Annotated in this window: 20 protein-coding genes; 14 read left to right on the plus strand and 6 right to left on the minus strand. The window is 43.2% G+C overall.

The window, feature by feature from the left end:
* Positions 1 to 39: 39 nt before the first annotated feature.
* The 3 genes from fahA (at position 40) to AAA970_RS05865 (ending at position 4,412) form a co-directional block, all read left to right on the plus strand.
* Positions 40 to 1,308 carry a fumarylacetoacetase gene (gene fahA, locus AAA970_RS05855; protein ID WP_338236321.1) on the plus strand — a complete coding sequence of 423 codons (1,269 nt, stop codon included), beginning with the start codon at positions 40 to 42 and terminating at the stop codon, positions 1,306 to 1,308.
* A 374-nt stretch (positions 1,309 to 1,682) separates the two neighbouring features.
* Positions 1,683 to 2,573 carry a flavin reductase family protein gene (locus AAA970_RS05860; RefSeq protein ID WP_338236322.1) on the plus strand — a complete coding sequence of 297 codons (891 nt, stop codon included), beginning with the start codon at positions 1,683 to 1,685 and terminating at the stop codon, positions 2,571 to 2,573.
* Positions 2,574 to 3,038: 465 nt separating this feature from the next.
* Positions 3,039 to 4,412, plus strand: a complete 1,374-nt coding sequence (locus AAA970_RS05865; protein ID WP_338236323.1) for an FAD-binding oxidoreductase — start codon at positions 3,039 to 3,041, stop codon at positions 4,410 to 4,412.
* Between the two features lie 145 nt (positions 4,413 to 4,557).
* Here the strand turns inward: AAA970_RS05865 and AAA970_RS05870 are convergent, their stop codons facing one another.
* Positions 4,558 to 5,025, minus strand: coding sequence for a PaaI family thioesterase (locus AAA970_RS05870; protein ID WP_338236324.1), 468 nt, complete (start codon positions 5,023 to 5,025; stop codon positions 4,558 to 4,560).
* Between the two features lie 345 nt (positions 5,026 to 5,370).
* Between AAA970_RS05870 and AAA970_RS05875 the strand changes: the two genes are divergently transcribed.
* The 5 genes from AAA970_RS05875 (at position 5,371) to AAA970_RS05895 (ending at position 14,997) form a co-directional block, all read left to right on the plus strand.
* The gene (locus tag AAA970_RS05875) at positions 5,371 to 6,582 is read left to right on the plus strand and encodes a C1 family peptidase (protein WP_053406875.1); all 1,212 of its coding nucleotides are present in this window, start codon (positions 5,371 to 5,373) and stop codon (positions 6,580 to 6,582) included.
* Between the two features lie 741 nt (positions 6,583 to 7,323).
* Complete coding sequence (locus tag AAA970_RS05880; protein ID WP_338236325.1) at positions 7,324 to 8,733, plus strand: hypothetical protein; 1,410 nt, start codon at positions 7,324 to 7,326, stop codon at positions 8,731 to 8,733.
* Positions 8,734 to 8,753: 20 nt separating this feature from the next.
* Positions 8,754 to 11,900 carry a SusC/RagA family TonB-linked outer membrane protein gene (locus AAA970_RS05885; protein WP_338236326.1) on the plus strand — a complete coding sequence of 1,049 codons (3,147 nt, stop codon included), beginning with the start codon at positions 8,754 to 8,756 and terminating at the stop codon, positions 11,898 to 11,900.
* A 10-nt stretch (positions 11,901 to 11,910) separates the two neighbouring features.
* A complete protein-coding gene (locus AAA970_RS05890; RefSeq protein WP_338236327.1) occupies positions 11,911 to 13,569 on the plus strand; it encodes a RagB/SusD family nutrient uptake outer membrane protein in 1,659 nt (552 codons plus the stop codon).
* Between the two features lie 18 nt (positions 13,570 to 13,587).
* Positions 13,588 to 14,997: a hypothetical protein gene (locus tag AAA970_RS05895; protein ID WP_338236328.1), complete on the plus strand. Its 1,410-nt coding sequence runs from the start codon at positions 13,588 to 13,590 to the stop codon at positions 14,995 to 14,997.
* A 443-nt stretch (positions 14,998 to 15,440) separates the two neighbouring features.
* On the opposite strand, the gene AAA970_RS05900 is transcribed toward AAA970_RS05895, so the two are convergent.
* Positions 15,441 to 15,944: a dihydrofolate reductase gene (locus tag AAA970_RS05900; RefSeq protein WP_338236329.1), complete on the minus strand. Its 504-nt coding sequence runs from the start codon at positions 15,942 to 15,944 to the stop codon at positions 15,441 to 15,443.
* Between the two features lie 705 nt (positions 15,945 to 16,649).
* Here AAA970_RS05900 and AAA970_RS05905 point away from each other — a divergent pair.
* Positions 16,650 to 16,871, plus strand: a complete 222-nt coding sequence (locus tag AAA970_RS05905) for a hypothetical protein (protein ID WP_338236330.1) — start codon at positions 16,650 to 16,652, stop codon at positions 16,869 to 16,871.
* Between the two features lie 189 nt (positions 16,872 to 17,060).
* Here AAA970_RS05905 and AAA970_RS05910 read toward each other — a convergent pair whose 3' ends face one another.
* On the minus strand, positions 17,061 to 19,121 hold the full coding sequence (locus AAA970_RS05910) for a M13 family metallopeptidase (RefSeq protein WP_338236331.1): 2,061 nt from the start codon (positions 19,119 to 19,121) through the stop codon (positions 17,061 to 17,063).
* Between the two features lie 206 nt (positions 19,122 to 19,327).
* Between AAA970_RS05910 and AAA970_RS05915 the strand changes: the two genes are divergently transcribed.
* The 5 genes from AAA970_RS05915 (at position 19,328) to AAA970_RS05935 (ending at position 22,044) form a co-directional block, all read left to right on the plus strand.
* A complete protein-coding gene (locus AAA970_RS05915) occupies positions 19,328 to 19,798 on the plus strand; it encodes a hypothetical protein (RefSeq protein WP_338236332.1) in 471 nt (156 codons plus the stop codon).
* Positions 19,799 to 19,899: 101 nt separating this feature from the next.
* Positions 19,900 to 20,058, plus strand: a complete 159-nt coding sequence (locus AAA970_RS05920; RefSeq protein WP_338236333.1) for a hypothetical protein — start codon at positions 19,900 to 19,902, stop codon at positions 20,056 to 20,058.
* Positions 20,059 to 20,145: 87 nt separating this feature from the next.
* Positions 20,146 to 20,415 (plus strand): hypothetical protein, encoded by a 270-nt coding sequence (locus AAA970_RS05925; RefSeq protein WP_053404533.1) that lies wholly within the window; start codon positions 20,146 to 20,148, stop codon positions 20,413 to 20,415.
* 156 nt (positions 20,416 to 20,571) lie between these two features.
* Complete coding sequence (locus AAA970_RS05930) at positions 20,572 to 21,219, plus strand: peroxiredoxin-like family protein (protein WP_338236334.1); 648 nt, start codon at positions 20,572 to 20,574, stop codon at positions 21,217 to 21,219.
* A gap of 144 nt (positions 21,220 to 21,363) precedes the next feature.
* Complete coding sequence (locus AAA970_RS05935) at positions 21,364 to 22,044, plus strand: haloacid dehalogenase type II (protein WP_338236335.1); 681 nt, start codon at positions 21,364 to 21,366, stop codon at positions 22,042 to 22,044.
* A gap of 29 nt (positions 22,045 to 22,073) precedes the next feature.
* Here the strand turns inward: AAA970_RS05935 and AAA970_RS05940 are convergent, their stop codons facing one another.
* The 3 genes from AAA970_RS05940 to AAA970_RS05950 all read right to left on the minus strand — a co-directional run bounded on the left by AAA970_RS05940 (position 22,074) and on the right by AAA970_RS05950 (position 24,364).
* A complete protein-coding gene (locus tag AAA970_RS05940; protein WP_338236336.1) occupies positions 22,074 to 22,415 on the minus strand; it encodes a GNAT family N-acetyltransferase in 342 nt (113 codons plus the stop codon).
* A 265-nt stretch (positions 22,416 to 22,680) separates the two neighbouring features.
* Positions 22,681 to 23,088: a hypothetical protein gene (locus AAA970_RS05945; RefSeq protein ID WP_338236337.1), complete on the minus strand. Its 408-nt coding sequence runs from the start codon at positions 23,086 to 23,088 to the stop codon at positions 22,681 to 22,683.
* Complete coding sequence (locus AAA970_RS05950) at positions 23,078 to 24,364, minus strand: MFS transporter (protein WP_338236338.1); 1,287 nt, start codon at positions 24,362 to 24,364, stop codon at positions 23,078 to 23,080. The genes AAA970_RS05945 and AAA970_RS05950 overlap by 11 nt, the downstream gene beginning before the upstream one ends.
* Positions 24,365 to 24,562: the final 198 nt, after the last annotated feature.

Consider the following 24,562-nt stretch of genomic DNA (forward strand, 5'->3'; position numbering starts at 1 on the left):
CAACCATAGAACCAACGATTTTTACTTTTTTAAAGAACTATGACAGAACATTACCGGAAGATGAAATCCTGGGTCCCCGTGGATCCCGATTCAGGATATACCATCCATAACCTCCCTTTTGGTATTTTTTCGACCCCTGAGCTAAGTCGCCGAGTAGGTGTGGCCATCGGTGAATACATCATTGACATGAGAATGCTGGCCCGCCTGGAGTTTTTGGAAGCGCTGGAAATTGATACCACCGTTTTCAACCGCCCTTATTTAAATGATTTCATTGAATGCGGAAGAGATGTCTGGACTAAAACCCGCCAGATATTAATTTCACTTTTAAAAGATACGGATGATGATTCTCCATTAAAACCTCATTTTGAACGGGTATTCTTGCCCCGAAGAAGGGCACTTATGCATACGCCGATTAAATGTGGTGATTATACTGACTTTTATTCTTCCCTGGAGCACGCTACCAATGTGGGCAAAATGTTCCGTCCGGATAATCCGCTGATGCCGAATTGGCGACATATGCCGGTGGGTTATCACGGCAGAGCCTCTTCCATTGTCACTTCAGGCAGTGAAATCATGCGTCCGAAAGGACAGGTTTTACCCAAAGGAGAGGAGCAACCTATTTTCTCCCCTAGCCGGGCATTGGATTTTGAGCTGGAAATGGCTTTTGTGGTAGGGAAGAAAACAGAAATGGGAGAAAGTATTTCCGTAGAACAGGCCCGAGAACATATCTTTGGAATGGTTTTGTTCAATGACTGGTCTGCCCGAGATATTCAGAAGTGGGAATATCAGCCGCTAGGTCCCTTTTTAGGGAAGTCTTTCGCTTCCTCCATGTCACCCTGGGTGATCACCATGGATGCATTGGAACCTTTCCGTTGTGCCGGGCCAAAGCAGGAGCCGGAGGTATTGGATTATCTAAAAGAGAGAGGGCATCATCACTATGATGTGAACCTGTCAGTGGAGATTCGCCCTGGAAGATATGCCGAACTGGAAACCGTTTCCAGATCGAATGCGAAGCATTTGTACTGGAGCATCTCCCAACAATTAGCCCATCAAACAGTCAATGGCTGTAATGTGAATGTGGGGGATATCATGGCTTCGGGCACTATTTCCGGCCCTACGCCGGATTCCTGTGGTTCTCTTTTGGAACTCACCAAAGGAGGGCAGGAGCCCATCACTTTTAAGGATGGACAAGAACGGACCTATCTGCAGGATGATGATGTGGTGATCCTGAGGGGATTTTGCGAAAAAGATGGTATTAAAGTGAGTTTTGGGCATGTTCGAGGGATCGTCACACCAACAAAGCAATAATACTGAATTCAAAATAAGTTGAGAGGCAATTCTTTCTGAGGATTGCCTCCTTTTTTAGAGCATGGTTAAAAGCCAAAATTCGCAGCGAAAATTTGATTATTACAGAGGCGATACTGGATTATTTTGAGAGAATAGCATCGCTATTGTTGAGCAATTATCCAAAATCGCTTCCAATAATTCGAATTTGCAGCCGGATGGTGTGTTTTTAAACACGCTCTTTTCTTTTATTGCGCATTTGTCTATTGGCAAAAGCAGGAAAATTCGGGAATATTTTCTATTTTAAAAGAATGTTCTGATCCTGTTCGAGCAGCCAAGCCATTAATAAGGATTATGCTTTATTTTATCGTACAGGGAATTCCCACTACTAAACCCAAATGATCCCCTTGAAAACTTTTTCTCCAATAACCGGACAGACCGCCGCCTTTCATAAACTCATGCTTTCTGCTGTTGCCCCTCGTCCCATTGCGTTTGTAAGTACCGTGGATGAAGAAGGCAAGGTTAATTTAAGCCCCTTTTCTTTTTTCAATGCCTTTAGTTCCAATCCCCCTATTTTGGTGTTTTCTCCGGCGCGACGAGTACGGGATAATACCACAAAGCATACTTTAGAGAATGTGTTAAAGGTACCCGAGTGCGTAATTCATATTGTGGATTTTGCTATTGTAGAACAGATGTCTTTAAGCTCTACGGAGTATGAGGAAGGGGTGAATGAATTTATCAAAAGCGGATTAACCGAACAGCCCTCGGAAGTGGTGAAGCCTCCGCGGGTAATGGAGGCGCCGGTGGCCTTTGAATGTAAAGTGAGGGAAGTGATTTCTCTGGGCGATAATGGGGGCGCCGGAAATATGGTGGTTTGTGAAGTCTTGAAAATGCACGTGAGGGAGAATATCATGCGAAATGGGACGATAGATCCGGTTTTATTAGATCCGGTGGCGCGAATGGGCGGAAACTGGTACGCCCGCCTGACGGAAGAATCATTGTTTGAAATTCCCAAACCTTTAAGTCGAAAAGGTATAGGAGTAGATCAGTTACCGGAGGCCATACGGGAGTCCAATGTCCTGACAGGGAATAATTTGGCTCGGTTGGCCAATGTGGAAGAAATGCCCGTATCACAATTGGCCTTTTTGGAAAAATATGCCAAAACCATTGAAAAGATTAAAGGGAAACATCATGGGGAAGAGCGACAAGACGTTATTCACTCTTTGGCGAAAAAGCTTTTGGAAAGGGGAGATGTGGAGGAAGCCTGGCAAGTGTTACTGGCTGATTAATGCTAATACTCATCAAATCTTTCCTGCTCCCTTTGAGAAAAGCTTAATGATCTAATCAGTGCTTCGGTGCTGATTTTTTTATGGGTTAAATTTTACCCGAATGATTTAGCCCGAATTATTCACCGCAAAATTCATTAGCCAAGCGCAAGTGGCTTAATTTCTACCCTTAGTCACTTATTTTCTTTGAATTATAATAGTCCAAATTTGGGCAAGATTGCTTTCTCCTCCATCATCTGTTTTCTTAGGAAAAATTCAAATTAAGGAAACTTCTTGCATTTTTTCCGCCTTGCTGTTAAATGAGGATTTCAGCATGCATCATTCTGATTTTCATAAAAGGAATAAATTTGGTCGAAGGTGGACAATAGAAAGAAAGTTTTTTTAAATGTCCAAATACTGACATTTCAGTGCCCTGAAAAGAAAAGAAAATGGTTCTAACTATAATTGTTTCACCAAATTGTTTGAACCATGGAAAGCCTGATTAAGAATGAGGAATTTATCCAATCCATCAGAGGAACCTGTTTATTTTCCGGTGATTTGGAATATGAACAGGAACGTGCACTGTACAATGCGATGATTGATAAGCATCCGGCCATGATAGTGAAATGCGAGGATGTGGCCGATGTGATCACAACAGTGAATTATGCGCGCGAGGAGGGACTGCTGCTTGCCGTGAGATGCGGTGGGCATAATGGGGCTGGTTTTGGATCCTGTGATGGTGGGGTGCTTTTGGATTTGAAACATTTGGATGGCCGCTGGATTGACCCGGAAACCGGTATAGTGAAAGTGGAGGGTGGATGTACATGGGGAGATGTAGATCATCTCTGTCATGCTTTTGGTCGGGCAGTACCCTCCGGTATTATCTCCACCACCGGTGTAGGTGGCCTTACATTAGGAGGAGGGCATGGATATCTGACCCGAAAGTTCGGATTAACGATAGATAATTTGGTAGAGGCAGAAGTGGTTTTGGCCAACGGGGAGTTGGTTGTTGCCAATGAAAATAAAAATGCAGACTTGTTCTGGGCCATTCGCGGTGGGGGTGGAAATTTTGGGGTGGTGACTTCTTTTACTTTTCAGTCCCGCGAGGTGAAGGAAATTTACGGAGGCGTAAGTTTCTTTGAGTTGGAACGTTCGGCGGAAATTCTGGACTGGTATTTACCCATGATTGAAAATGCGGAGGAGGATTTGTATGGTTTTTATGCCTTCCTGAGAGTGCCCCCGGCACCACCATTCCCGGAACATTTGCATACAAAAAACCTTTGCGGCATCGTATGGTGCTATACCGGTAATCTTCAAAGAGGGGAGCAGCGGTTACATGAATTGATGCAGGAATCCAATCCGGTTTTTACCCATTTGGGTGCAATGCCTTTCCCGGCAATTCAAACCATGTTTGATGCTCTTTATCCCAAAGGACATCAATGGTATTGGCGCGGAGATTTTTTCACCGAAATTACCCCTCAGGCCAGAGAAGAATTTGTGAAATGGGGATCTCAGGTGCCTACCATTCACTCCACCATGCATATTTATCCCATTAACGGTGCGGTACAGCATAAGAAACCTCAGGATACGGCTTTTAGCCATCGGGAAGCGAAATATTCAGTGGTTTATGTGGGTGTGGATCCTGATCCAGCCAATAAAGATCTGATTACGGATTGGTGTAAAAACTACCATGAAGCCTGTCATCCATATTCATCGGGCGGGGCTTATCTGAATTTTATGATGGAGGAAGGAGAGGACCGAATCAGGTCAACCTATCGGGCCAATTATGATAAGCTGGTGGAGGTAAAGCGGAAATATGATCCGCAGAACTTATTCCGGGTGAACCAGAATATTAAACCTTAGCTATTCAGTTATGCCTCATCCAGATTCCGAAGCAGATCATCTGCAGGAGAATTTCAATAATTCGAATTTGCTTTGGAAGGTGGGGAATTAATTAGAAAATAAAAAGGGACGCTTGGTTCAGGCGCCCCTTTTTTTCTGCTTTATATTATGTTCTTTTTTTGAGGGAAAGTGTCAGGATAAATGTTGCCACTGCTTCCTCTCCGAATTTGTCCGGGCAGTAGGCGGTAATGGCGATGGGTTCCGTGACCCGCTCTCCATCAGACATAGTGGATTGTACCATCTTTTGGATTTTTGCCCCTTCCGTACATCTAAAGGTTACATCCGCTTCTGGGCGTTTTAGGAAATCAGCTTTGAAATCTTTAAACACTAAATCGATGGGCAAGTCCATTTGCTTAATCATGGAGAAGGCCAGTAAGCCTCCTGCAATATCAGCCCCAACGGTTAGGGTGCCGATATACATGGATTGAAGGTGGTTTTTAGTACGATCGTTCAGGGGAATTCTGACCGCTATTTCTTCCGCAGAAATTTTTAAAATCTCTGGCTCACAAAAGCCGATCATCGGTACTTCCGTTTTGCCAAACTCTTTCAGCATGGCATTGGCGAGGTTTTGCATCTGTTTTGGGTTTTGAAGTCGAATAAAAATTCAACTGTTGGAAAATTATTTTGGGTTATCAGAAGATAATCATTTTTAGCAGATTAGAAAAGGGGCAGTAGGCTGGCTTCATAAAAAATCGGGATTAGAGGGGACTTATAATTTGAATGAATGCAACAATATTTCATAATTACTTTTGTGGGATTTGGGCAAGCTCATTGGGATGTAGTATATTCGCGCTATTGTTAAAAAAAATGACGGCTTGGGGGTCTGAGATTTGTGGTGTTCTGATTTTTTTCGGAATCCGGGGTTCATGGGGGTAGTTTTTCAACCTTGGTGACCGCCCGCCTGATTAATTTTCTTTTTATGAGTAGATTTTTGAAAAACGCATTGGCGACAGTGGCATTAGGTGCTTCTGTAAGTTTTGCTGCGCAGGCGCAGGAAGTTAAGACTAACAAAGAGAATGGTGGTTATGAATTCACTACCATCAAAGATTTGGAAGGTGGAGAAGTGAAGAACCAGTGGAGAACTGGTACGTGTTGGTCATTTTCGGCTTTGTCTTATTTTAACGCTGAAGTAAAACGCGTTTCAGGTCAGGAAGTAAATCTTTCCGAAATGTGGATCGTGCGTAATGCCTACTTCATGAAAGCGGAAAAATATATCCGCATGCATGGAAAAACCAACTTTGGTGAGGGTGGAGCTTTCCACGATATTCCTTATGTAATGTCAAGCTATGGTATCGTGCCGGAGTCGGTTTACGAAGGAAATATCGAAGGTCAGGGAGAGCGTCGTCATCATGCAGAATTGGAAAGTTTGTTGAAAAGCATGTGTGATACTTTCATTGAGAATAAATCGGGTAAATTATCCCCAGCATGGAGAGATGCTATTAATGGCGTATTGGATGCTTATTTCGGTGTTCGTCCTGAAACTTTTGAAGTGGATGGCAAAGAGTTTACACCTGAATCTTATTTGGCATCTTTGAAATTGCCATTGAATGAGTATGTTTCCATTACTTCTTACACGCACCACCCATTCTATGAGCAATTCATCATTGCTATTCCTGATAACTGGGCGTGGAAATCCTCTTACAATGTAACGATGGATGAGATGTTGGCCATTGCAGAAGGTGCAATTGATAAGGGTTATTCTTTTGCTTGGGGAGCGGACGTTTCAGAGGCAGGTTTCAGCTACCGTGACGGATTGGCGATTGTACCGGGTGATGGAATCAAGGTAGAGAAGCGTGGTCGTGATAACCGTAACTTCTCTGATGCAGGTGCTGAAAAGTCTTCCAACGCATTTGACCGCCCAATGGAAGAGAAAGAAATTACACAAGAATTGCGTCAGGCAGCTTACGATAACTATGAAACTACTGATGACCACGGTATGCACATCACTGGTTTGGTAAAAGATCAGAACGGATCAAAATACTTCATCGTAAAGAACTCTTGGGGTAAAACCAACGACTGTGACGGTTACTTCTACTGTTCTGAAGCGTACTTCAAGTACAAGACAATGAACTACGTATTGCACAAAGATGCCTTGTCAAAAGACATGAAAAAGAAATTGGGAATTAAATAATCCCCAAGAACTTTAAATAAATCATCCCGCTGGTCTTCGGATCAGCGGGATTTTTTTTTGTCAATTTTAACCCGGATTATTCATGCTAAAATCCTTGTTTAGCTGCCAGGCGGAAAAAATGAAGGAATTTTTCCTATTTCGAGTTTTTTCCAACGATGCAGATGAATGAGGAGAAAGCAAGCCAAGCCCAATTTGGGCTATTAGAAATTTGGTAGGCTAAATGACAACAAATTGATAAGTAGTCTCTTACGGTGGATTCTGAAACTAGTGGTGAATAATTAGGGTTAAGCGGTCATATAGGTTAAGGGATAATTCCTTTTCAGGAAATTTCAAAAGCTTGAAATGGTAATATTGTAAGTTGTGATTGAAGCGGCTTCATGATGGGTGCCTCTTTCTAGGCGGAGGAATAACCAAAAGGAGTGTTGGATCTAGAGAGGTTGTTTGGTGAAATTCCCCAATGTTTTTTTTCTTTCCTTTTAAGTTCAAAAGGCTAATTATGCGTGCTGAAGCCGGATTACCTTTGATTTTTTTATGTTTTTTTAATACCTCATTTTCGGTTTTAATCTATCGGTATGGTGGGTAATTTTATCTAATTTTTTGCGGACAAGCTATTTTTTGTAGAATATCGCATATGCCTTGATGAAAAGAGGTTGATTTTTGCGAAAGTCGAATTTTTCAAACTCATATAGGCCTGTGTGAGTCTGGATCGGTAATTATTTTTTTATCACCTACTTATTAAATATGAAGAAGCGGTTTACCCCCCTATGGCGGCGATCTTTGTTTTGGGCGTTAGCTTTTTGTACTTTTTCTAGATGTGCTTCCGATGTCCAGATACACCCTTATGAGGGTGTCCCCGAAGATTTGCGCTATATTCCCTTATTGCCAGACTATGAAATCATTAGTGGCCATGCGTATTTTTCTGATCCTCCAAGCTGGAGAGGAGGCAGTCAAATGCAGTTTGCACTTTTGGAAAATCAAGATGAAATCCTTCATGAGAATATTTCCGTGGATTCCAATTCTGGAGTGATCAGCCTCAATGATTTTAACCGATTGCTACCGGGAGAATATCAAATTGGTGTTCAGATGAAGCATCAGCAACAAGGGGATTGGCAAGTTTTTCCTGAGGCCTATGCGGTTCGGATCGGGCAAGGCCCGGTAAGTGGCCTAAAGTATTCTCCCTCTACTTATTCTATTTACGCCGATGATGTGACTGATGCCACGGCCATGCCCGGTGTGCGTGGTGGTGGGCCTTATCAGTTTCGTTTCCCGGATCACTATAATGGCGCCTACCAAATTAACGAGACAACGGGTGTAATTTCCCTAAAAGTTGCGGAAGAGGTATCACCGGATTTTGTGGAGGAAGAACTGCTTACTGTGATTGTTTCCAATGCCCTGGATACCATCACCATTAGCCCGGCCATCACCATGGAACGCATCGGGGCGGATATAGGCCGGATGATCTTTCAGGCCAACCATAAGATTGCCGATCGCGCTCAGAATGGTCTGATTAATACGCATTCTTACACCTATACTGGTGATTATACTACGGTGTTGAAATGGGAGGAAGAAGGGCAGCTAAAGGAAATGGATTATAGTACGACCCTTTTAGGGGCAGAAGAAGCGGGTAATCCATTATGGCATTACTGCTGGTTTGGCCGAATGAAGCGGGACTCGAATGGAGAGGAAATTCAACTGGCCATGTCCAAGGCCAAGTCCAAAAATGAAGGATTAAATTATTTGTTTACCGATGCGATAAACCTTTCTGCCTATCCCGGTGCGTTGACCACCTATATCAAGGGTACTATTTTTGCCAATGCGGCCTCCTGGACTACGGCTGAAAAGTACCATTCGCTCCGCCTATTGGTGTGCCGGGCTTCGGAATTCAATGCGGAACAGCCGGATCTCTCTGCCTGGTCCATTGTCGAGGAAAATATCATCCCCGATTTGCTCTTGGTGAATGGTTATAATGATGTCGCATTTCCGATTGATGCAGAACTTTATGAAGAGTATGGGACAACTTATGCGCTACCCGAAGCTTTTCAGGGGCAGGAAATTGTATTGGCCTTGCAGTCCGTTCTGATGAACCCCTATGATGAAGCCCATGACGCTCGTCCCGCGATTGAGAAATGGGAAATTCGCGCAAAGAAGTAAGCACTATAAAATAATTCAAGATGAAAAACTACTATATCTACCGAGTAATCTGTGGACTCCTTTTGTGGTGCCTTACTTTAGGATCGGCGGAGGCCCAGAAGAAGTTTTATATGTTAGCCGGAGCAGTTACGGATGAAAGTGCTACTCCTCTAATCGGCGTTTCCATTAGGGTAGAGGGAACTTCCAATGGAACCATTACAGATATTGATGGAAAATTTAAACTTAGAGTTAAAGGAGAAGAGAAACTTATTTTCAGTTATGTGGGCTATGAGGAGAAGGTAATTCCTATTTTGAGACGCTCCATTATGGAAGTGCAGCTGAGCCCGGATGTAGAGGAGCTGGAGGAAATTGTGGTGATTGGTTATGGGGAAGTGCAGGCCCGGGATGTGACCGGTTCGGTGCAACGCGTTGGTATGAAAGACCTGAAGGATTTCTCAGCGGGTTCTTTTGAGCAGGCTTTACAGGGCCGAATGGCCGGGGTGCAGATCACCGCGGCAGATGGTACGCCCGGAAATGTTTTTTCCATCCAGGTAAGGGGTGCCGGAACCATTACCGGTGATGGTAATCCGCTATATGTCATTGACGGTTTTCCGATTGAGGATCCGGAATTTATGGAGGGCATTAATCCGGATGATATTGAAGATATTACCATTTTGAAAGATGCCTCGGCGGCAGCGATATATGGTGCGCAGGGTTCTAATGGGGTGGTATTGATTACCACCAAGTCCGGTACTAAGGGTTCTCCGAAAGTGAATTTCTCAGCCCGTTTTGGGGTTTCTGAAATCCCTCAGGAAAGACGTTACGAGACGCTTTCAGCTTATGAATTCGTGAGGTTGCAGAATGAAATCAATGGAGGAACGTCTTCCTACGGATCAGAGGAATTATACCGTGACGTGCAGGCGGTGGATTGGCAGGATAAGATTTTCCGTCAGGGACTATTGCAGGATTATAATATGTCCATTGCGGGTGGCTCTGATTTAACCAAATTCCGTTTTTCCGCTGGCTACCGCGAGCAGGAGGGCACCTTAATTGAATCCGATTATCAACGATTTACCACTGCTCTGAAATTGGATCAGCAGGTGAAGCCCTGGATGGATATGGGCTTGAATTTCCGTTATACCCATAGCCTTCAGAAAGGAATGAATATTACCGGGAATTCTGTCAATGTGGTGACACAGGCTTTAACCTATCGTCCGGTTTGGCCTATTGGTCAAAACCCGGGTTCAGATGATGAATATGAGCTGGAGGATGTTTCCAACGCCTTTTTTCCACCTAATAAAACTTTGGAAAATACGGATCGTGAGCGCGCTAATGATCAGTTCCTGGCCTCTGCCTTTATTAAGTTGAAGTTGTTGAAAGGCCTGGAATTCCGTACCGACTTCAATTACACCTTTGCTTTGCAGGAAAATAAATTGTTCTATAATCGCGGAACCAATCAGGCTGATAGAGGAACCTCCGGCATCAGTGGAAATATTGAAAATAGAAAAGGCCTGGATTGGCGTAATTCTAATCAGTTAACTTATAAATTTAAAAAGGGAGATCATAACTTGAATTTGACAGCCGTTCAGGAATTTAGATATAATTCCTCCTTTGTGAACCGCATGGCTTCTAACCATTTTGCCACGGATGATTTCGGTTGGAATAATATGAATTTGGGCGTGAGTCCACAGATGAATACCTCCAATTTTAATCGCAGTACCATGCTGGCCTCCTTGGGGCGTGTGATTTACGGATTTAAAGGCAAGTATAATCTGACGGCTTCCATTCGGGCGGACGGCTCTTCCAAATTTCGGGCAAAAAATCGCTTTGGTTATTTCCCTTCCGCCGCTTTTTCCTGGCAGGCAGGGGATGAGCCCTTTATTGCGAATTTGAATGTATTTGACGATTTGAAATTCCGTGTTTCCTATGGAGAAACCGGTAATTCAAGAATTGGTGCTTTTGATGCTTTGTCGACCGTGGTGGTGACGAATGGTGCGTATTTTAATGGGCGATACCAATTGGGAGCAGGCCAAAACAGTTTGGCGAATTCGGATTTGAAATGGGAAACTTCCAGAACCCTGAATGTCGGGACCGACTTTGGCTTTTTCGACAATCGCATTTATGCCAATGTGGATGCTTATTACAGAACGACAGATGACCTTTTGCTCAGAGCTAAGGTGAGCCCTTCTACCGGTTATACCCAATTGACGCAAAATATTGGTTCTATTGCCAACAAAGGGATTGAGTTGAATATCAGAACGATCAATATTGAAAAAGACCAATTTCGTTGGGAGACTAATTTCAATATTACCTTCAACCAGAATGAGGTGTTGAGTCTCAGCGATGGCGAGCAATACCGCTATTATGCCCCAAGTTTTGGAGGTGCTTTTTTCGCAGAGGAAAACTACTATGCAATGATCGTAGGCCAGCCAGTGGGACAGATGTATGGTTATGTGTATGATGGCTTGTATCAAATGGATGACTTCTACCGTGATCCGAATTCCGGGCAATTGGTGCCTAAGCCCGGCGTCCCATATGTCAAAGACGGGGGGAGTGTTGTTGGGCCGGGAATGCCAAAATATAAGAATGTTCATAGTGAGGTAGATGCCGATGGTAATGTGGTGGACTATGTCATTGATGAAAATGACCGGACGGTGATTGGAAATCCTCATCCGATTCATTATGGTGGGTTGACCAATACTTTTAGATACAAAAATTTCGACCTGAGTATTTTCATGAACTGGTCTTTTGGAAATGATGTTTTGAACGCTAACCGTTCCAAAGCAGGGATTGCCAATAAGCAACAGAACAGAAATTATATGGCGGAAGTAGGCAATAGATGGACACCGGATAATGCCATTGAGTCCGGAGTTTGGGGCTCTGGTATGACGGAATGGATGTCGACTTATAATGGGCGACTGGCCAGCACCTATTTTGTGGAGGATGGTTCCTTCCTACGCATTCAGAATATCACCCTGGGCTATAATTTGCCGAAGCAAACTTTGAGAAAGTTGAAGATGAACAGCTTCCGAATTGCGCTGTCTGTTGAAAATGCTTATGTCTTTACCAACTATTCGGGTTATGATCCGGAAGTCTCGGTAAAGAATCACCCGATGTATTCGGGTATTGACTGGTCAGCTTATCCCCGCGCCAGATCTTATAATTTGAGTTTGAATATGGGTTTTTAAATGTTGAATAATGATGACTTTTAAAACTATAAATATTAAATCACTGGCCATCCTTTTTTTGATAGGATGCTTGCCTTCCTGTAGCTTTTTGGATTTGGATCCGGTACGGGAATATGAGCGGAAAGATTTTTATGCCACTGCAGATCAGGCGATGATGGGCCTGGTCGGGGTTTATGGAAACCTTCGTCCGCTTTATCGTCGGAATTTATCCGTCAATCTTTCTTTGGGAACAGATGAAATCGTCTTGAATAAGGCTTCAGATAATACGCTGGGCGCTTTGATTGCCCGCCATACCTTTAACCGCTACACGCCAGAGGTGAATGACATCTGGACGGATTCTTACCGCGGAATTTCCTTTGCCAATGACTTCATCTACAATATGGAAGGCCGGGGAGAGATTGACGGCCTGAGTGAATTGCAACGTAAAACATATTTGGGAGAAGGCCTGGCTTTGCGTGCATTGTTCTATTTTAATTTGGTACGTCTTTATGAGCATGTACCCTTACGGCTGGAGCCCTTTACGGATTATGCCCTTACGCCCGATCAACTGCACATGCCCAATAGTCCTGCCACTTCGGTTTACGATCAGATTATAGATGATTTGGATGCGGCCATCGCCTTACTGCCAGAAAGTCCGCGGAACCATGGTGCGGTAGGAAAGTTGGCGGCGCATGGGTTACTCGCCCGGGTTTATTTGACGCTTGCAGGAGCTAGATTACAAGGGGGTAATGTGGGGGAAATGAAGTGTTATGAAATGGCGGTTTTTCACTGTAATCAGGTGATATCTTCCGGCAAACACGAATTGTTGCCCAGTTATCGGACGGTATTCCTGAACCAGATTCAACAACGGAATATTGACAAGGAAATCCTTTGGGATGTGGTGTTCAAGGTGGAAGATATTCGGAATATGGGGGGAATGCTCGGGCAGTGGATTGGCCCGAAAATCCCCAATGTGAGTCCTTCACTTCCTGCTGCCGATTCCCGGGGAAGTGTAACGCCTTGGATGACGGATCTTTTTGATGCAACCCGGGACAGTAGGTTTGAGTGGAATATTGCCGCCTATAATATTAGCTATGATGATGAGTTTAAAACTTATCAATACAATAATATAGGGGATCAAACCAACTTTGCCATAGGCAAGTGGAGACGCGCCGGTCTGGATTTGGAAATTCCGGATGAGGATTATGTGGTGTTTTATGAGGAGGGTTTTCTGGATCGTAATTCCACTTCTTTCGATTATCCCCTGTTACGATATTCGGATATATTACTCATGAAGGCCGAGGCGCTGAATGCCTGGAAAGGCCTGAACCCGGAAGCCCTTCAAACCATAGATGAAGTACGGATGCGGGCAGGCCTCCCAGGGGTGGTAGAGGGAATGACCGAAAGAGGAATAGGCCTTTCTCCGGAAACTTTCCTGGAGGAAATTAAGGATGAGCGTGCCAGAGAGTTGTGCTTTGAGGGGCACCGTAGATTCGACCTTGTCCGTTGGGGAGAATTTAGTGAGCGTATTCAAAAGGTGTATCAATACGCGCAGGAAGTACATGGAGAAAGCCGTTTACATTTTTTAGCACCAGGGGAAAATGTGCAGGCGAAGCATGAGGTTTTTCCGATTCCGGAAGATGAAATTAACCTAAACCGTAACATTGAACAGCACCCTGATTGGCAATAATTTTTTAAAGACAAGAAGATGAAATACTATAAATTTTTATGGCTCTTTTTGCCACTTTTGGCTTGTGAGGAATTCACCAATGAAATTGCATTGGAAGAGCGGGTGAACTATGTGGGTTATCAGCATTATAAAATGAATATTTCTCCCAAGGAGGTGTGGACCTCGGGAGATCCGAAGGTGAGAGCGAGTGGGAATTTGTCCTATTTTTTGGATTCCGCAAGCATAAGTCCAACGGATACTATTGCCCTTTCGGACTATTTTGAGATTGATCAAAATACCGGGGTGGTACGGTTAAGTGGTCAGGATTCCCTGCCACAGGGGGATTACCAGTTATCGGTGCATGTACAGAATGATTTGAACAGTTTTACCAATCCGGAGGCCATTCGATTACGGGTGTTGCCACCTGCTTTTATTGAAATGTTGCCTGCACAGGAGGCTTATACCTTCTGGGTGGATACGCAATTGAAGCCGGAAGAGGATACGCTGTCAATTTTGACGATTGATCGAGGCGATCCATTGAATGTGACCACCATTTTGCATCCGACAGATTCCTTTGCGCTGTCGGAAAATGGGCAAATCATCTTTACTCAAAAAGCATATACCGAAACCAAATATCAACTGCATTTGCAGGTGGTGAATGATGCGCTTGATTCTGCGGAGACCCGATTTGAATTGGAGAGAGCAATCAAAATCATTCCGATTGCGGATGACATTCCTTTCAGTATCAGTCATTGGGCCGGGGCAAATGTGTTTTTCTTTAATGGGTATAATTTCCCAGGGGATGAGGTTTTTGATCCATTCCTGGTGAATGATTTTAATGAGATTCATTTGGCGCACATGCGTACTATGCAGATTTATCCGGCAACACCACTGGAAATAAAAGCAGGCAATAGTCTATGGGGATTTGCTTTGGAAAGTAAGCTCAACCATGTTTTTGACAGCAAAAGGGTGCTCAAATATATTAATAATAAGGTAGGTACCACTTTTGGTGATTTCTATGAACATTTGATGTTTACGGATCTTATTCCCTCGGAAAGATTGACGAGCATTGGTCTGCAGGCCCAGTTTTATTCCAATGGCGCGATAGTACCCGATCAGCAATATATGGAAGGCTACTGGGTGACCGAAGCACAATTTCAGCAATTGTTGTCCGTAGACTTAGCCGAAAGAAGAGCCATTGTGGACGGCTGGGACGCATTCTTTTCTTCCATTGAAAGCAGTGAAGAGGATACCGTAAATCCGGAATTTAAACTGCATAATATTGACGTAGCTTCTTCGGAGGAATGGCTTTCTCTGATTCAGGGCGATGCCGCAGGTGGCCGATTGGTTTTCCGTTTTGTAGAGGCCAAGCCGGATGCTAACTCCGGATTGATGGGCGTGCACTATATTAATATTAAAAGAATGGTGGAGCCGGTGCTGGAGCTATAAGAGGTATTTGGAAAATAAAATTTGTATCGAATCCGAAGCATTGCAGAAGCGATATCCAATTATTTAGAAAGAAAAGCATCACAATTGTTGAACGCTTTTAGCAGATTTATCGAAATGAGCTTACTTCAGTAATTGTTGGGAAAATACAAATAGTGGGTCGGGCGAGGTGGTAATAGAAATAGGTCACTTCGCCACAGGCTGCTTCTTCAAAGGGAGCAGTCTTTTTTTATTCGGAATTATTCACTGCAGCATTTATTAAAGCAATATATTAGTCCTAATAGCAATTGATTGCAGTTGTTTTTCTTTGATTTTTAATAGCCCCCATTGGGCTAAGCTTGCTTTTTCCTCCTTCATCTGCCCGTTAGAAAAAACTCGGAACAGGAAAAATTCCTTCATTTTTCACCAATGCAGCTAAACGAGAATTTAAGCAGGCATAATTCAGGTTATATACGATCGTATATAGCAAATTCCATGGCGTGGGAGTGCTGTTCATCTGCGGGGAAAAATTCGCTCTTGGCTTTATGCCATTGATGGAGGTCCAATGGCGGGAAGAAGGCATCCGCTTTCGAAAAATTTCCATGCACATGGGTAAGGTAGAGCCTTTGCGTAATGGGCAGTGCAGCAGCATAGATTTGAGCCCCACCACCAATTAATATTTCCGAATAATGAGGTTGGAGGCTTTGGATCGCAGTTTCCATTTTAGTGTGGGACTGAAATCCATTCAGCTTAAATTGGGGATCCCGGCTAATGATCAGGTTCTGAATCCCTGAAAGCTCCATATCCGGAGACAATGCCGTCTTCCGCCCCATAATCATTGGGCGGGAAGCGATCATGGATTTGAAAAAGGCGGTGTCTCTGGGAAGACTCCACGGTAATTTGTTATGCACACCAAGCTCGTGGTTTTGTCCTATAGCCGCGATAATGGAAATAGTGGGGAGTTTAGTCATGCAAATAAGATGAGTATTTTTTTCGAAAAGGTCAAGATGGTCTCTACGGCCAGTCCAGGGAATTTTGCAGTTGGTCTTTTGATGTCCACAAGGCTCGCTGTAGCACTAAGGTCTTCGAGGTATTTGATCAACAAAATTCATTCACCCCAAAGGAGTGTTACAAAATAGCGATGGGTGAAAAACCATCGATACAGGTTCCCCTCTGTAACCCAAGCCTGAAGGGCTTGTACTATAAAGGAATAAAAGGGATGAATTTTAAGATGCGCATTTGGAGGGATTTCGATATTATTTTGCTGAGCGGTTGGGTCTCATTATGCCTCGATAAACTCAGCAAGCGTTGTTGTATACTTTAATCCCTTCTGAATTCTTTTTAGAGGGAAGCGGCTTATTCGGTTGGAAAAGTTTATATTAAGGTCAAACTAAAAGCATAAATAATGTGAACAGATCTAGAGGTAAAGCTTTATTGGGTATGTTGATAGGTCTGATATTATTTTCTATATACCAAAATAGCCCAAGGGAAGTCGGTTTGACTTTGTAGAAGACCCTTTTGCAACCTCTGTGAATGGTGAAAATTGTGACTCATTTCTCGGCGTATTTCACCCTCCTATAAAAAAGAAAAAAGTAACCAATTAGATGTTTCTGCTGGGGTTGTTTTTCAGAGATTTGTTGAGCCAGTGCGATAGTTCTTGTGCGGAACCAGTATTGATGCAAGCAAGAGCAAAGGCACTTATTTTGAATAAAAATTCAGCAGATACTATTTGCTATGGCCCATTTCATGGGTACTATAAAAATGTGGATTACTTTAATAATGATCATTTCAAAGCATTATTGGTGAAGGAGGTTTGGAATGATGATTGGTCAATTATCGAAAAAATGGACTTATCAAGTCCTCCTGCGGGCTTTTGTTTAGGGGGCTATAATCGTTAGATTGAAGCTGAATTTTGCGGAATGAGATGGAAAAGGGATGGAGCGGGTTTGTTTGAACCACAGCGGGCCGATAGCCCGATGGGGTGAGCCGCGAGAGCCCGACGGCGCGTCTAAGCGCGGCGATTTCCCCAAAACAAAAAAAGCGCCCTCTGCTGAAGACGCTTTTTGAAATATTATAATTTGGGATGCTTACCAGATGACGATACGATCTTTACGTACCATAGGGGCATCATCTTTCAAATCGAATGCTTCCTGGAATGGAGGGAAGTTGCCTAATGGGCCAATTGCACGGAAGAAACCAGGAGAGTGAGGATCCGTCATCACTTGCTGACGCAAAGCTTCATCTCGAGATTTAGTTCTCCAAACAGTTGCCCAAGACAAGAAGAAACGCTGCTCTGGCGAATAACCGTCAATCGCATCCGGACGACCATTTTTCTCCAAATCTTTCACCATGGCATTATAAGCCAAAGTTACGCCACCTAAATCGGCAATGTTTTCACCCAAAGTCAAACGACCGTTCACGTGTACGGAATCCAATACGGTGTAAGCGTCATACTGCTCCACCACTTTATTGGCCAAAGCGTCAAAACGCTCACCATCTTCTTCCGTCCACCAGTCATTTTGGTTCCCGTTGGCATCGTATTTACGACCCTGATCATCAAAACCGTGAGTGATTTCGTGACCGATTACCGCACCGATACCACCATAGTTCACGGCTTTATCCGCTTTGTAGTCGTAGAAAGGAGGCTGCAAAATAGCGGCCGGGAATACGATTTCGTTATTGGTTGGGCTGTAATAAGCGTTCACCGTTTGTGGTGTCATGCCCCATTTGCTCTTATCTACCGGCTTACCCAGGTCATTCAACATGTCATAGTAGTCGAATTTGTTCGAGTTGATGATGGTTTGCAAAAAGGAAGTCTGATCGATTTCCAAATCAGCATAAGACTTCCATTTGTCAGGATATCCAATTTTTACATTGATATTTGCCAATTTTTCCTGTGCTTTTGCTTTGGTGTCGTCACCCATCCACTCCAATTTGGTGATGCGCTCGCCCAATACTTCACGTACGTTCTCGATCATGGCCGCCAACATGCTCTTAGCTTCCTCAGGGAAAACTTCTTTCACATAGATCTGACCAAAGCCTTCACCAGCTACACCATTCACCGTGGTTAACATGCGCTTCCAACGTGGACGCATTTCCTGAGCTCCACTTAATTTCTTACCGTAGAAGTCGAAGTTCAGGGCTACAAATTCTGAATCAAGATATGCAGCGAAAGTATTGATCGCTTTGAATTCGAAATAAGCCTTGATAGTTTCCAAGTCAGCACCAGCCAATACTTTGGAAAGGTTTACAAAATAATCTGGCTGTGTTACCACTACCTCCGGTACAAGATTTACCGGCACATCTCCGGCTTTCAAATATTTGATCACATCAAAGCTTGCGAAAGATTGATCAAAATCCTTCGTGCTCATTTTATTATAAGTCAATTCAGGATTACGCATTTTAGCTCGATCCCAGGAGATTTTTGCCATCTCTGTTTCGAAAGCCAAAATAGTTTGCGCCTCTGTTTTTGCTTTTGCCTCCTCTTCGCCCAATTTCATGAATACATCGGTGATGTACTGCACATAGGCATCACGAATACCGGCGAAAGGCTCACCATCTTTTAAATAGTAGTCTTTGTCAGGCAAAGACAAGCCCCCTTGTGAGAAATAATAAGTAGTGGCCTGAGAATTTTTACGGTCGGTATATACATAATCACCGAAAAGTCCGCCAACACCCACAATGTTCAATTCCCCCATTAGCTGCGGCAAATCTGCTTTGCTCTTCAAGCCACGGATTTTATCAAAAATAGGCTGTAATTTTTCTGTTCCGGCATTTTCAATAGCCGCAGAGTCCATACCCAATTGGTACACCTGTAGGGCTTTCAATTGATCTCCTGAAAATTGATCAATGTTCTCCAACGCTTTTTTCATGATGCGCTGCTGAGCGGCGATATTACGGTCACGTAATTCGTTGAATGCCCCCCAACGGGTTTGATCATCAGGGATTTCCGTAATTTTGTCCCATCCGCCATTGGCGAAGTGATAGAAATCTTCCCCCGGGTGAACGTGGGCGTCCATATTTTTAGGGTCAATACCATGGACTTCAGCATCAGCCGTAGCAGCTTGCTGTTTTTCTTTAGAATCACAGGAAATAAGTGCTGCAGAAAGTGCAACGGCCATACCTGCTGACAAGAATTTTTTATTCATAATGAAAAGATAAGTTTCAAATCGAGCTGGAAAAATAGCATTTATAACAAAAACATACCCTCAATATTTGATAAGCGGAAATATATCGAGGGTATCGGCAACTTGAAATATTGACAAACGGTTAAATTCATACAAACGTACTTTGTAATCGGTTTTCTTTCGTATTCCGGTTGATTCGATTTAAAAAACCAGAGCAGAAATATCTTATGGCTAGAGCAAATTTAAAGCTGGTGGACTGCATCAGAAAGGCAGCTACCAAAATTGAAAATGAAGGGAATTACCAATGGGGGCATATGGGCGGTTGTAATTGTGGACATTTGGCGCAAGAGATTACTCACTTAAGTGCCAAAGATATTCATCAATACGCTTTGGCGAATCGCACTGAGGGCGATTGGTCGGAACAAACTGCTGCATTTTGTCCTACTTCCGGCTATCCTATGGACATGGTGATCTCCATGATGCTTGAGGCGGGTTTAGATATTTCGGACCTGAAGCATTTGGAAAAATTATCCAATCCGGACATATTAAATGCCATTCCTGCCAACAGGAGGTACCTGAAACACAATCTTAAAGAGGATGTGGTTTTGTATATGCGAACATGGGCGAATCAGCTGGAAGAAAAATTGTTAGGTAATATTTCAGTGAAAATTGAAGAAATCCAGATGGAATCGGTTTAAAATGGGGATTTTTATGATAGGTTGAATTAAAAATTGATGATTAGGAAGGATGGGTTTCAGTCCAATTCGTTATTAAAGTGTAACTAATCAAATCCTAACCTATGGAAGCTGAAAATTTACCGTTTGAAACACGCCCACTAGAAAATATCGACCCTCAACCTGCTCCAAGACCGCGAGTGCTGCGAGATGTTCAAGATGAAAACCTAGACAGTTTGATGGACGATCTTTTTAAAGATATGGGATATGAATTTGAAGAGTAAAGATGATGAAAAACCGGCCTAGTGTCGGTTTTTTTTGTGAATACTATTTTCCTATGTGTATCTTTGGAAAAATAAGCAACAGAAATCATGGCGAAGAAATCTTCAAATATTGTCAATCGTTATTTTATCAATGAATTTGGGGCCTACAAAGTATTGGTGCAGGTGAATCCTGTGACTTTAGAGGGCCTTGAGCTGATTGTTCATCCCGATAACCGAATCGAAAAAACGGAAATGGAATTTGATGAGGAGATTTATGATGATTTGGCTGAGGATAAATTTGAAGAAACCAATGGCTTAGCCTTCAATTTATATTTGAGCCAAAGTGAGGGAGAATTACCGGCAGGTGAGGGAGAATAATGCAATATTGAATAATGATACTATGAAAGCAGTTAAATTCGTTTTGACTGCTTTTTTTATGGATTTTTCCGATAAGGTGATCGAATTTTTCCGTTTCTAAAACCTTCTGATTCTCTTTATCATTGTGAAGTTGATTGATGAAACAAAACAATAGCCATGACATTTCAGGAAAAATTGGCTTCACTCGTGGAGCGCATTGAAGGAAAAATGCCCGATTCTTATTTAAAGATTATGCACGGGGCAACACAGGATCTGATGGATTCCGGTATTCAGGACAAGGTACTGAAAGTAGGCGATAGGGCTCCGGAATTTGTGTTGGCGGATCAGAACGGGAATAAAGTTTCGAGCCGGGAGGTGTTGGCTAAAGGCCCGTTGGTTTTGACTTTTTACCGCGGTGTTTGGTGCCCGTATTGCAACACAGATTTGGCCAATATTAAGAAATACGTGCCTGAAATGCAGGAATTAGGCGCTGCCTTCTTTTCTGTTTCTCCTGAATTACCACAAATGCTGGATAATATTATTAAAACGCATCGACTGAATTTTGATATTTTACATGATGACCGCAATGCTTTGGCGGATCAGTTCGGTTTAAAATTTTATTATCCGGAAGATTTAAAGGCATTGTACCGGGATCAGTTCAATATTGATTTGGAAGTGCAGCAGGGGAATGATGAATGGGCATTACCCATGCCGGCAAGATTTGTGATTGATCAGTCGGGCATTATCCGCTATGCGGAGAGTGAACCGGATTACAGGAGAAGGCCTGATCCGGATGATTTAATGGAAGTTTTAAGGAAATTGTAATATTCTAAAAAGACTATTTTTTTGGAAAGTAGTTAATTGAAACTTTTGGGCTTTGAATTCTCTTATTTTTGAACGTATTTATAATGTTTAAAGGAGGAGGGTTCAAAGCCCTTCCTTTTCCATCTTTGTCTTATATTTTAGAAAATGAAGACTTACACCCTGGCTTTTGATATTTATGGAACTTTAATTGATACCAGTGGTGTATCAGTAGCTGTCCGCCAATATGTGAAGGATAATACGGATGATTTTGTACAGCTGTGGAGGTCTAAGCAATTAGAGTATTCTTTTCGAAAAGGATTGATGGGGAAGTATGAGGATTTTGGGGTGTGCACCGCTCAGGCACTGGATTATTGTTGTCTGGCTTTTAATATTCTGCTTTCTGCCCAGGAAAAAGAGCGTTTGATGCTGGAATATAAGGTGCTTCCGAAGTTTGAAGAAGTGGAGGGCGCTTTATCCGCCCTTAAAGATGCCGGCCACCGGCTTTTTGCTTTTTCTAATGGTAGTAATGAGGCCCTGTATCATTTGCTGGATCATGCCGGGATTTACGATACCTTTGAAAAGGTGATTAGCATGAAAGATATTGCGATGTTTAAGCCTCATCCTTCCGGGTATCAGCATTTTTTAGATAAAGCAGGCGCAGAAGTGCAGCAGGCATTTCTAATTTCTTCCAATCCTTTCGATATCATCGGGGCGGCTTCTTACGGAATGCATACTGCCTGGGTCCGAAGAAGTAAAAACAGCATTTTTGATCCCTGGGGAATTCAGCCCAATTATGTGTTGAGCAGTTTACTGGAATTGCAGGCTGTTTTAGCCGGTCATGGATGATATTCCGCTTGTCAAAATGTGGGTGTTTTTCAAGGGGAAAAGTCCGTTTTGCGGATAGTTTTATGCAAACTCCAAATAGGTGCTAACCCTTGGTTTTTATAAATGTTGATGCCCTCCTCAGTGGCTTGAAGGATCAGATATTTAAATCCTTTTTCCTTTGCAAGCTGAATGGTGGCTGCCATGATCTGTGTGCCGATGCCCTTTCCTCTGGCGGAAGCCAAAGTGGACACATTGTAAATACCGGCGGTCTCCTGGTTGGAGGGAAATAATTCGGCAACCGCTGCTAATTTACCTTCCCAATAAGCGGTGAGTAAATAAGTAGGAGGGGGGCTTTGAAGTAAAAAGGCCGCATTTTCCCGATAATAAGTCATCACATTTTCGTCCGCAGGAAACCAATTGGCAGCCAGTACCTGGGCAAAATGATTGATGCTCTCTGTATTTTTAGCGAGCTGAATATCGAGTTTTTCATTAACCCGAATTATTCACCGCTAGATTCAGTGAATTACTCTAACTGAAACATTGTCAGTGCGTTGTATTTGTTTATACTGATTTTTGTATAGCCCAAATTTGGGTGAGCTTGCTTTCTCCTCATTCATCTGCTTCGTTGGAAAAAACTCGAAATAGGAAACTATTCCTTCATTTTTCCCGCCTTGCAGCTAAAAGAGGATTGAAGCATGAATAATCCGGGTTAAGTTGCATGGCTGTTGATGCAAATTCTGAAAGCTGCAGCACCATCCCGGTTTCCGAATTTTGTACTTTGATGCCCAATTGTTTAAAAAGAGATTCGATGGCCGTTGTTAAATGTTCTTTGGTAATCCAGATACAAAAAGCCTGCTGTAGGGAATGATAATGCTCAATGGCCTGTCGGAGCTGAGGGATCTTCACCTGATCTCCTTGGGAAATATGGAGCACATTAAAGGTGTCGCAGTCCAGCCCACTATAGACGGCGGTAAAACCATTTTGTTCCAATACCTCCATTTGGTTATTTTTCGTCGCAATAAAGCGGGAATGGTGCCCAAAATTTTCAATGATCTTATTTTTCATTTTTGCTATTGAGTTTTTCATATTTCCAGGAAGCCCACCAGCCAATAATGGAGGCCAAAGATAAAAACAAAAACACAAATTGATGATTGAGTGGACTGTCAAATTTTTCGAGAAAAAAACCCATCAATGGCCCCATGAAGATGTCTGGGGTGTAGCCGATTACCGAAATTAAACCAACCACCGTGCCGGTATATAGTATGGGGATTTGGCCTTCTTCGATCAAGGTGAAATATAAGCTCCGAAGGGTATAGACTCCAATGCTGCAAATGACCAGGTTCAATAAGGGAAGGAAAAGGGCACCCTCCGGCAACAAGCCACTACCAATGATGAGGCTACTGCCGAGCATGAGGAGGAAACCATAATGGATGATCTTTTGAGGATTAAAGGTATCGGCCAAAATACCAGCCATCACAGCAATGATGAACCTGGTCCAAAGCGAAATGGTGCCTACTTTTGCAGCGTCTATTTCATCAAAACCATGGATTTCATGGGCATACAAAGAAAAATCATCCGTGGTTTTATAACCAATATAGGCGCAGATAATAATCAGCGCCAGGTAGCGGACTTTTTTCATGCGGGCGATTTTCCCTATGAGTTCTGGTTTTATGCTTTCCGGTTTTTCAGCTCCTGCTTCGGTTTTGGGTAGTTTTATCCAACAAAGTAGCCCTGTACCCATAGTGATGGCAGAGACTACATACAACAAATTGGAAAATGCCATGGAGGAAATGGCAGTACTATCTACTGAGCCGGACGCAACAAAATTCAGTAAAGAAATGGCCACTGTACCCATACTGGCGGCCACAAAAGCTCTGCCGCCATCCAGTATTCCGAAAGCATGTCCCTGCTGATCGTGCCCTCCCCATTCTCTGGTGGCCCGAATCAGGGGTGCCCAAAAAAGAAAAATAGTGGTAATTCCCCAATAGGCATAGAGTAAATTCATGACCCATAGCGGTGGAATCTGTGCCATAAGCAAGCCCCCGATACCTGTGGCGACCAAGGCGATGCTGATCAGATTTTTTGCCGGATATTTGTCGGCTAAAGGTCCGCCGAAAAAGTAGGAAAATACGGCCAGTATGCCATAGATGGAAAAAAAGCTTCCCAGTTGGATGTTGTCAATCTGAAAAACTTCCAGTAGGGTGGGGCGGAAGAGCCGGGCGATGACAAAAGGTAAAAAGAAAATAACTTCTCCGGCTAATATCAGCAGGAAAAGGGTGTTGTATCGGCGATTTTGAAGGAGGCTTACTGTTGGCATATCTGCCAAATATAAGGCTTTCATTTTAGAGCCAAGAAAAATATAGATAGCATTTAGGCCGGTTTATTCATGCTTGACCCGGATCAAACAGAGTTAAATACGCTTTTTGCTGCCAGAAGGAGAAATGAAGAAAATTTTCCTATTTCGAGTTTTTCCAGCGCACCCGATGATTGAGGAGAAAGAACGCCTACCCTAATTGGGGCCATTAGAAAATCAGTCAAA

This window comes from Persicobacter diffluens (assembly GCF_036244895.1).
GTDB classification, from domain to species: domain Bacteria; phylum Bacteroidota; class Bacteroidia; order Cytophagales; family Cyclobacteriaceae; genus Persicobacter; species Persicobacter diffluens.

Coding starts and splice junctions, on each gene's coding strand:
- fahA (WP_338236321.1), top strand. CDS start 40: ATGACAGAACATTACCGGAAGATGAAATCCTGGGTCCCCGTGGATCCC.
- AAA970_RS05860 (WP_338236322.1), top strand. CDS start 1,683: ATGATCCCCTTGAAAACTTTTTCTCCAATAACCGGACAGACCGCCGCC.
- AAA970_RS05865 (WP_338236323.1), top strand. CDS start 3,039: ATGGAAAGCCTGATTAAGAATGAGGAATTTATCCAATCCATCAGAGGA.
- AAA970_RS05870 (WP_338236324.1), bottom strand. CDS start 5,025: ATGCAAAACCTCGCCAATGCCATGCTGAAAGAGTTTGGCAAAACGGAA.
- AAA970_RS05875 (WP_053406875.1), top strand. CDS start 5,371: ATGAGTAGATTTTTGAAAAACGCATTGGCGACAGTGGCATTAGGTGCT.
- AAA970_RS05880 (WP_338236325.1), top strand. CDS start 7,324: ATGAAGAAGCGGTTTACCCCCCTATGGCGGCGATCTTTGTTTTGGGCG.
- AAA970_RS05885 (WP_338236326.1), top strand. CDS start 8,754: ATGAAAAACTACTATATCTACCGAGTAATCTGTGGACTCCTTTTGTGG.
- AAA970_RS05890 (WP_338236327.1), top strand. CDS start 11,911: ATGATGACTTTTAAAACTATAAATATTAAATCACTGGCCATCCTTTTT.
- AAA970_RS05895 (WP_338236328.1), top strand. CDS start 13,588: ATGAAATACTATAAATTTTTATGGCTCTTTTTGCCACTTTTGGCTTGT.
- AAA970_RS05900 (WP_338236329.1), bottom strand. CDS start 15,944: ATGACTAAACTCCCCACTATTTCCATTATCGCGGCTATAGGACAAAAC.
- AAA970_RS05905 (WP_338236330.1), top strand. CDS start 16,650: ATGCAAGCAAGAGCAAAGGCACTTATTTTGAATAAAAATTCAGCAGAT.
- AAA970_RS05910 (WP_338236331.1), bottom strand. CDS start 19,121: ATGAATAAAAAATTCTTGTCAGCAGGTATGGCCGTTGCACTTTCTGCA.
- AAA970_RS05915 (WP_338236332.1), top strand. CDS start 19,328: ATGGCTAGAGCAAATTTAAAGCTGGTGGACTGCATCAGAAAGGCAGCT.
- AAA970_RS05920 (WP_338236333.1), top strand. CDS start 19,900: ATGGAAGCTGAAAATTTACCGTTTGAAACACGCCCACTAGAAAATATC.
- AAA970_RS05925 (WP_053404533.1), top strand. CDS start 20,146: ATGGCGAAGAAATCTTCAAATATTGTCAATCGTTATTTTATCAATGAA.
- AAA970_RS05930 (WP_338236334.1), top strand. CDS start 20,572: ATGACATTTCAGGAAAAATTGGCTTCACTCGTGGAGCGCATTGAAGGA.
- AAA970_RS05935 (WP_338236335.1), top strand. CDS start 21,364: ATGAAGACTTACACCCTGGCTTTTGATATTTATGGAACTTTAATTGAT.
- AAA970_RS05940 (WP_338236336.1), bottom strand. CDS start 22,415: ATGACTTATTATCGGGAAAATGCGGCCTTTTTACTTCAAAGCCCCCCT.
- AAA970_RS05945 (WP_338236337.1), bottom strand. CDS start 23,088: ATGAAAAATAAGATCATTGAAAATTTTGGGCACCATTCCCGCTTTATT.
- AAA970_RS05950 (WP_338236338.1), bottom strand. CDS start 24,364: ATGAAAGCCTTATATTTGGCAGATATGCCAACAGTAAGCCTCCTTCAA.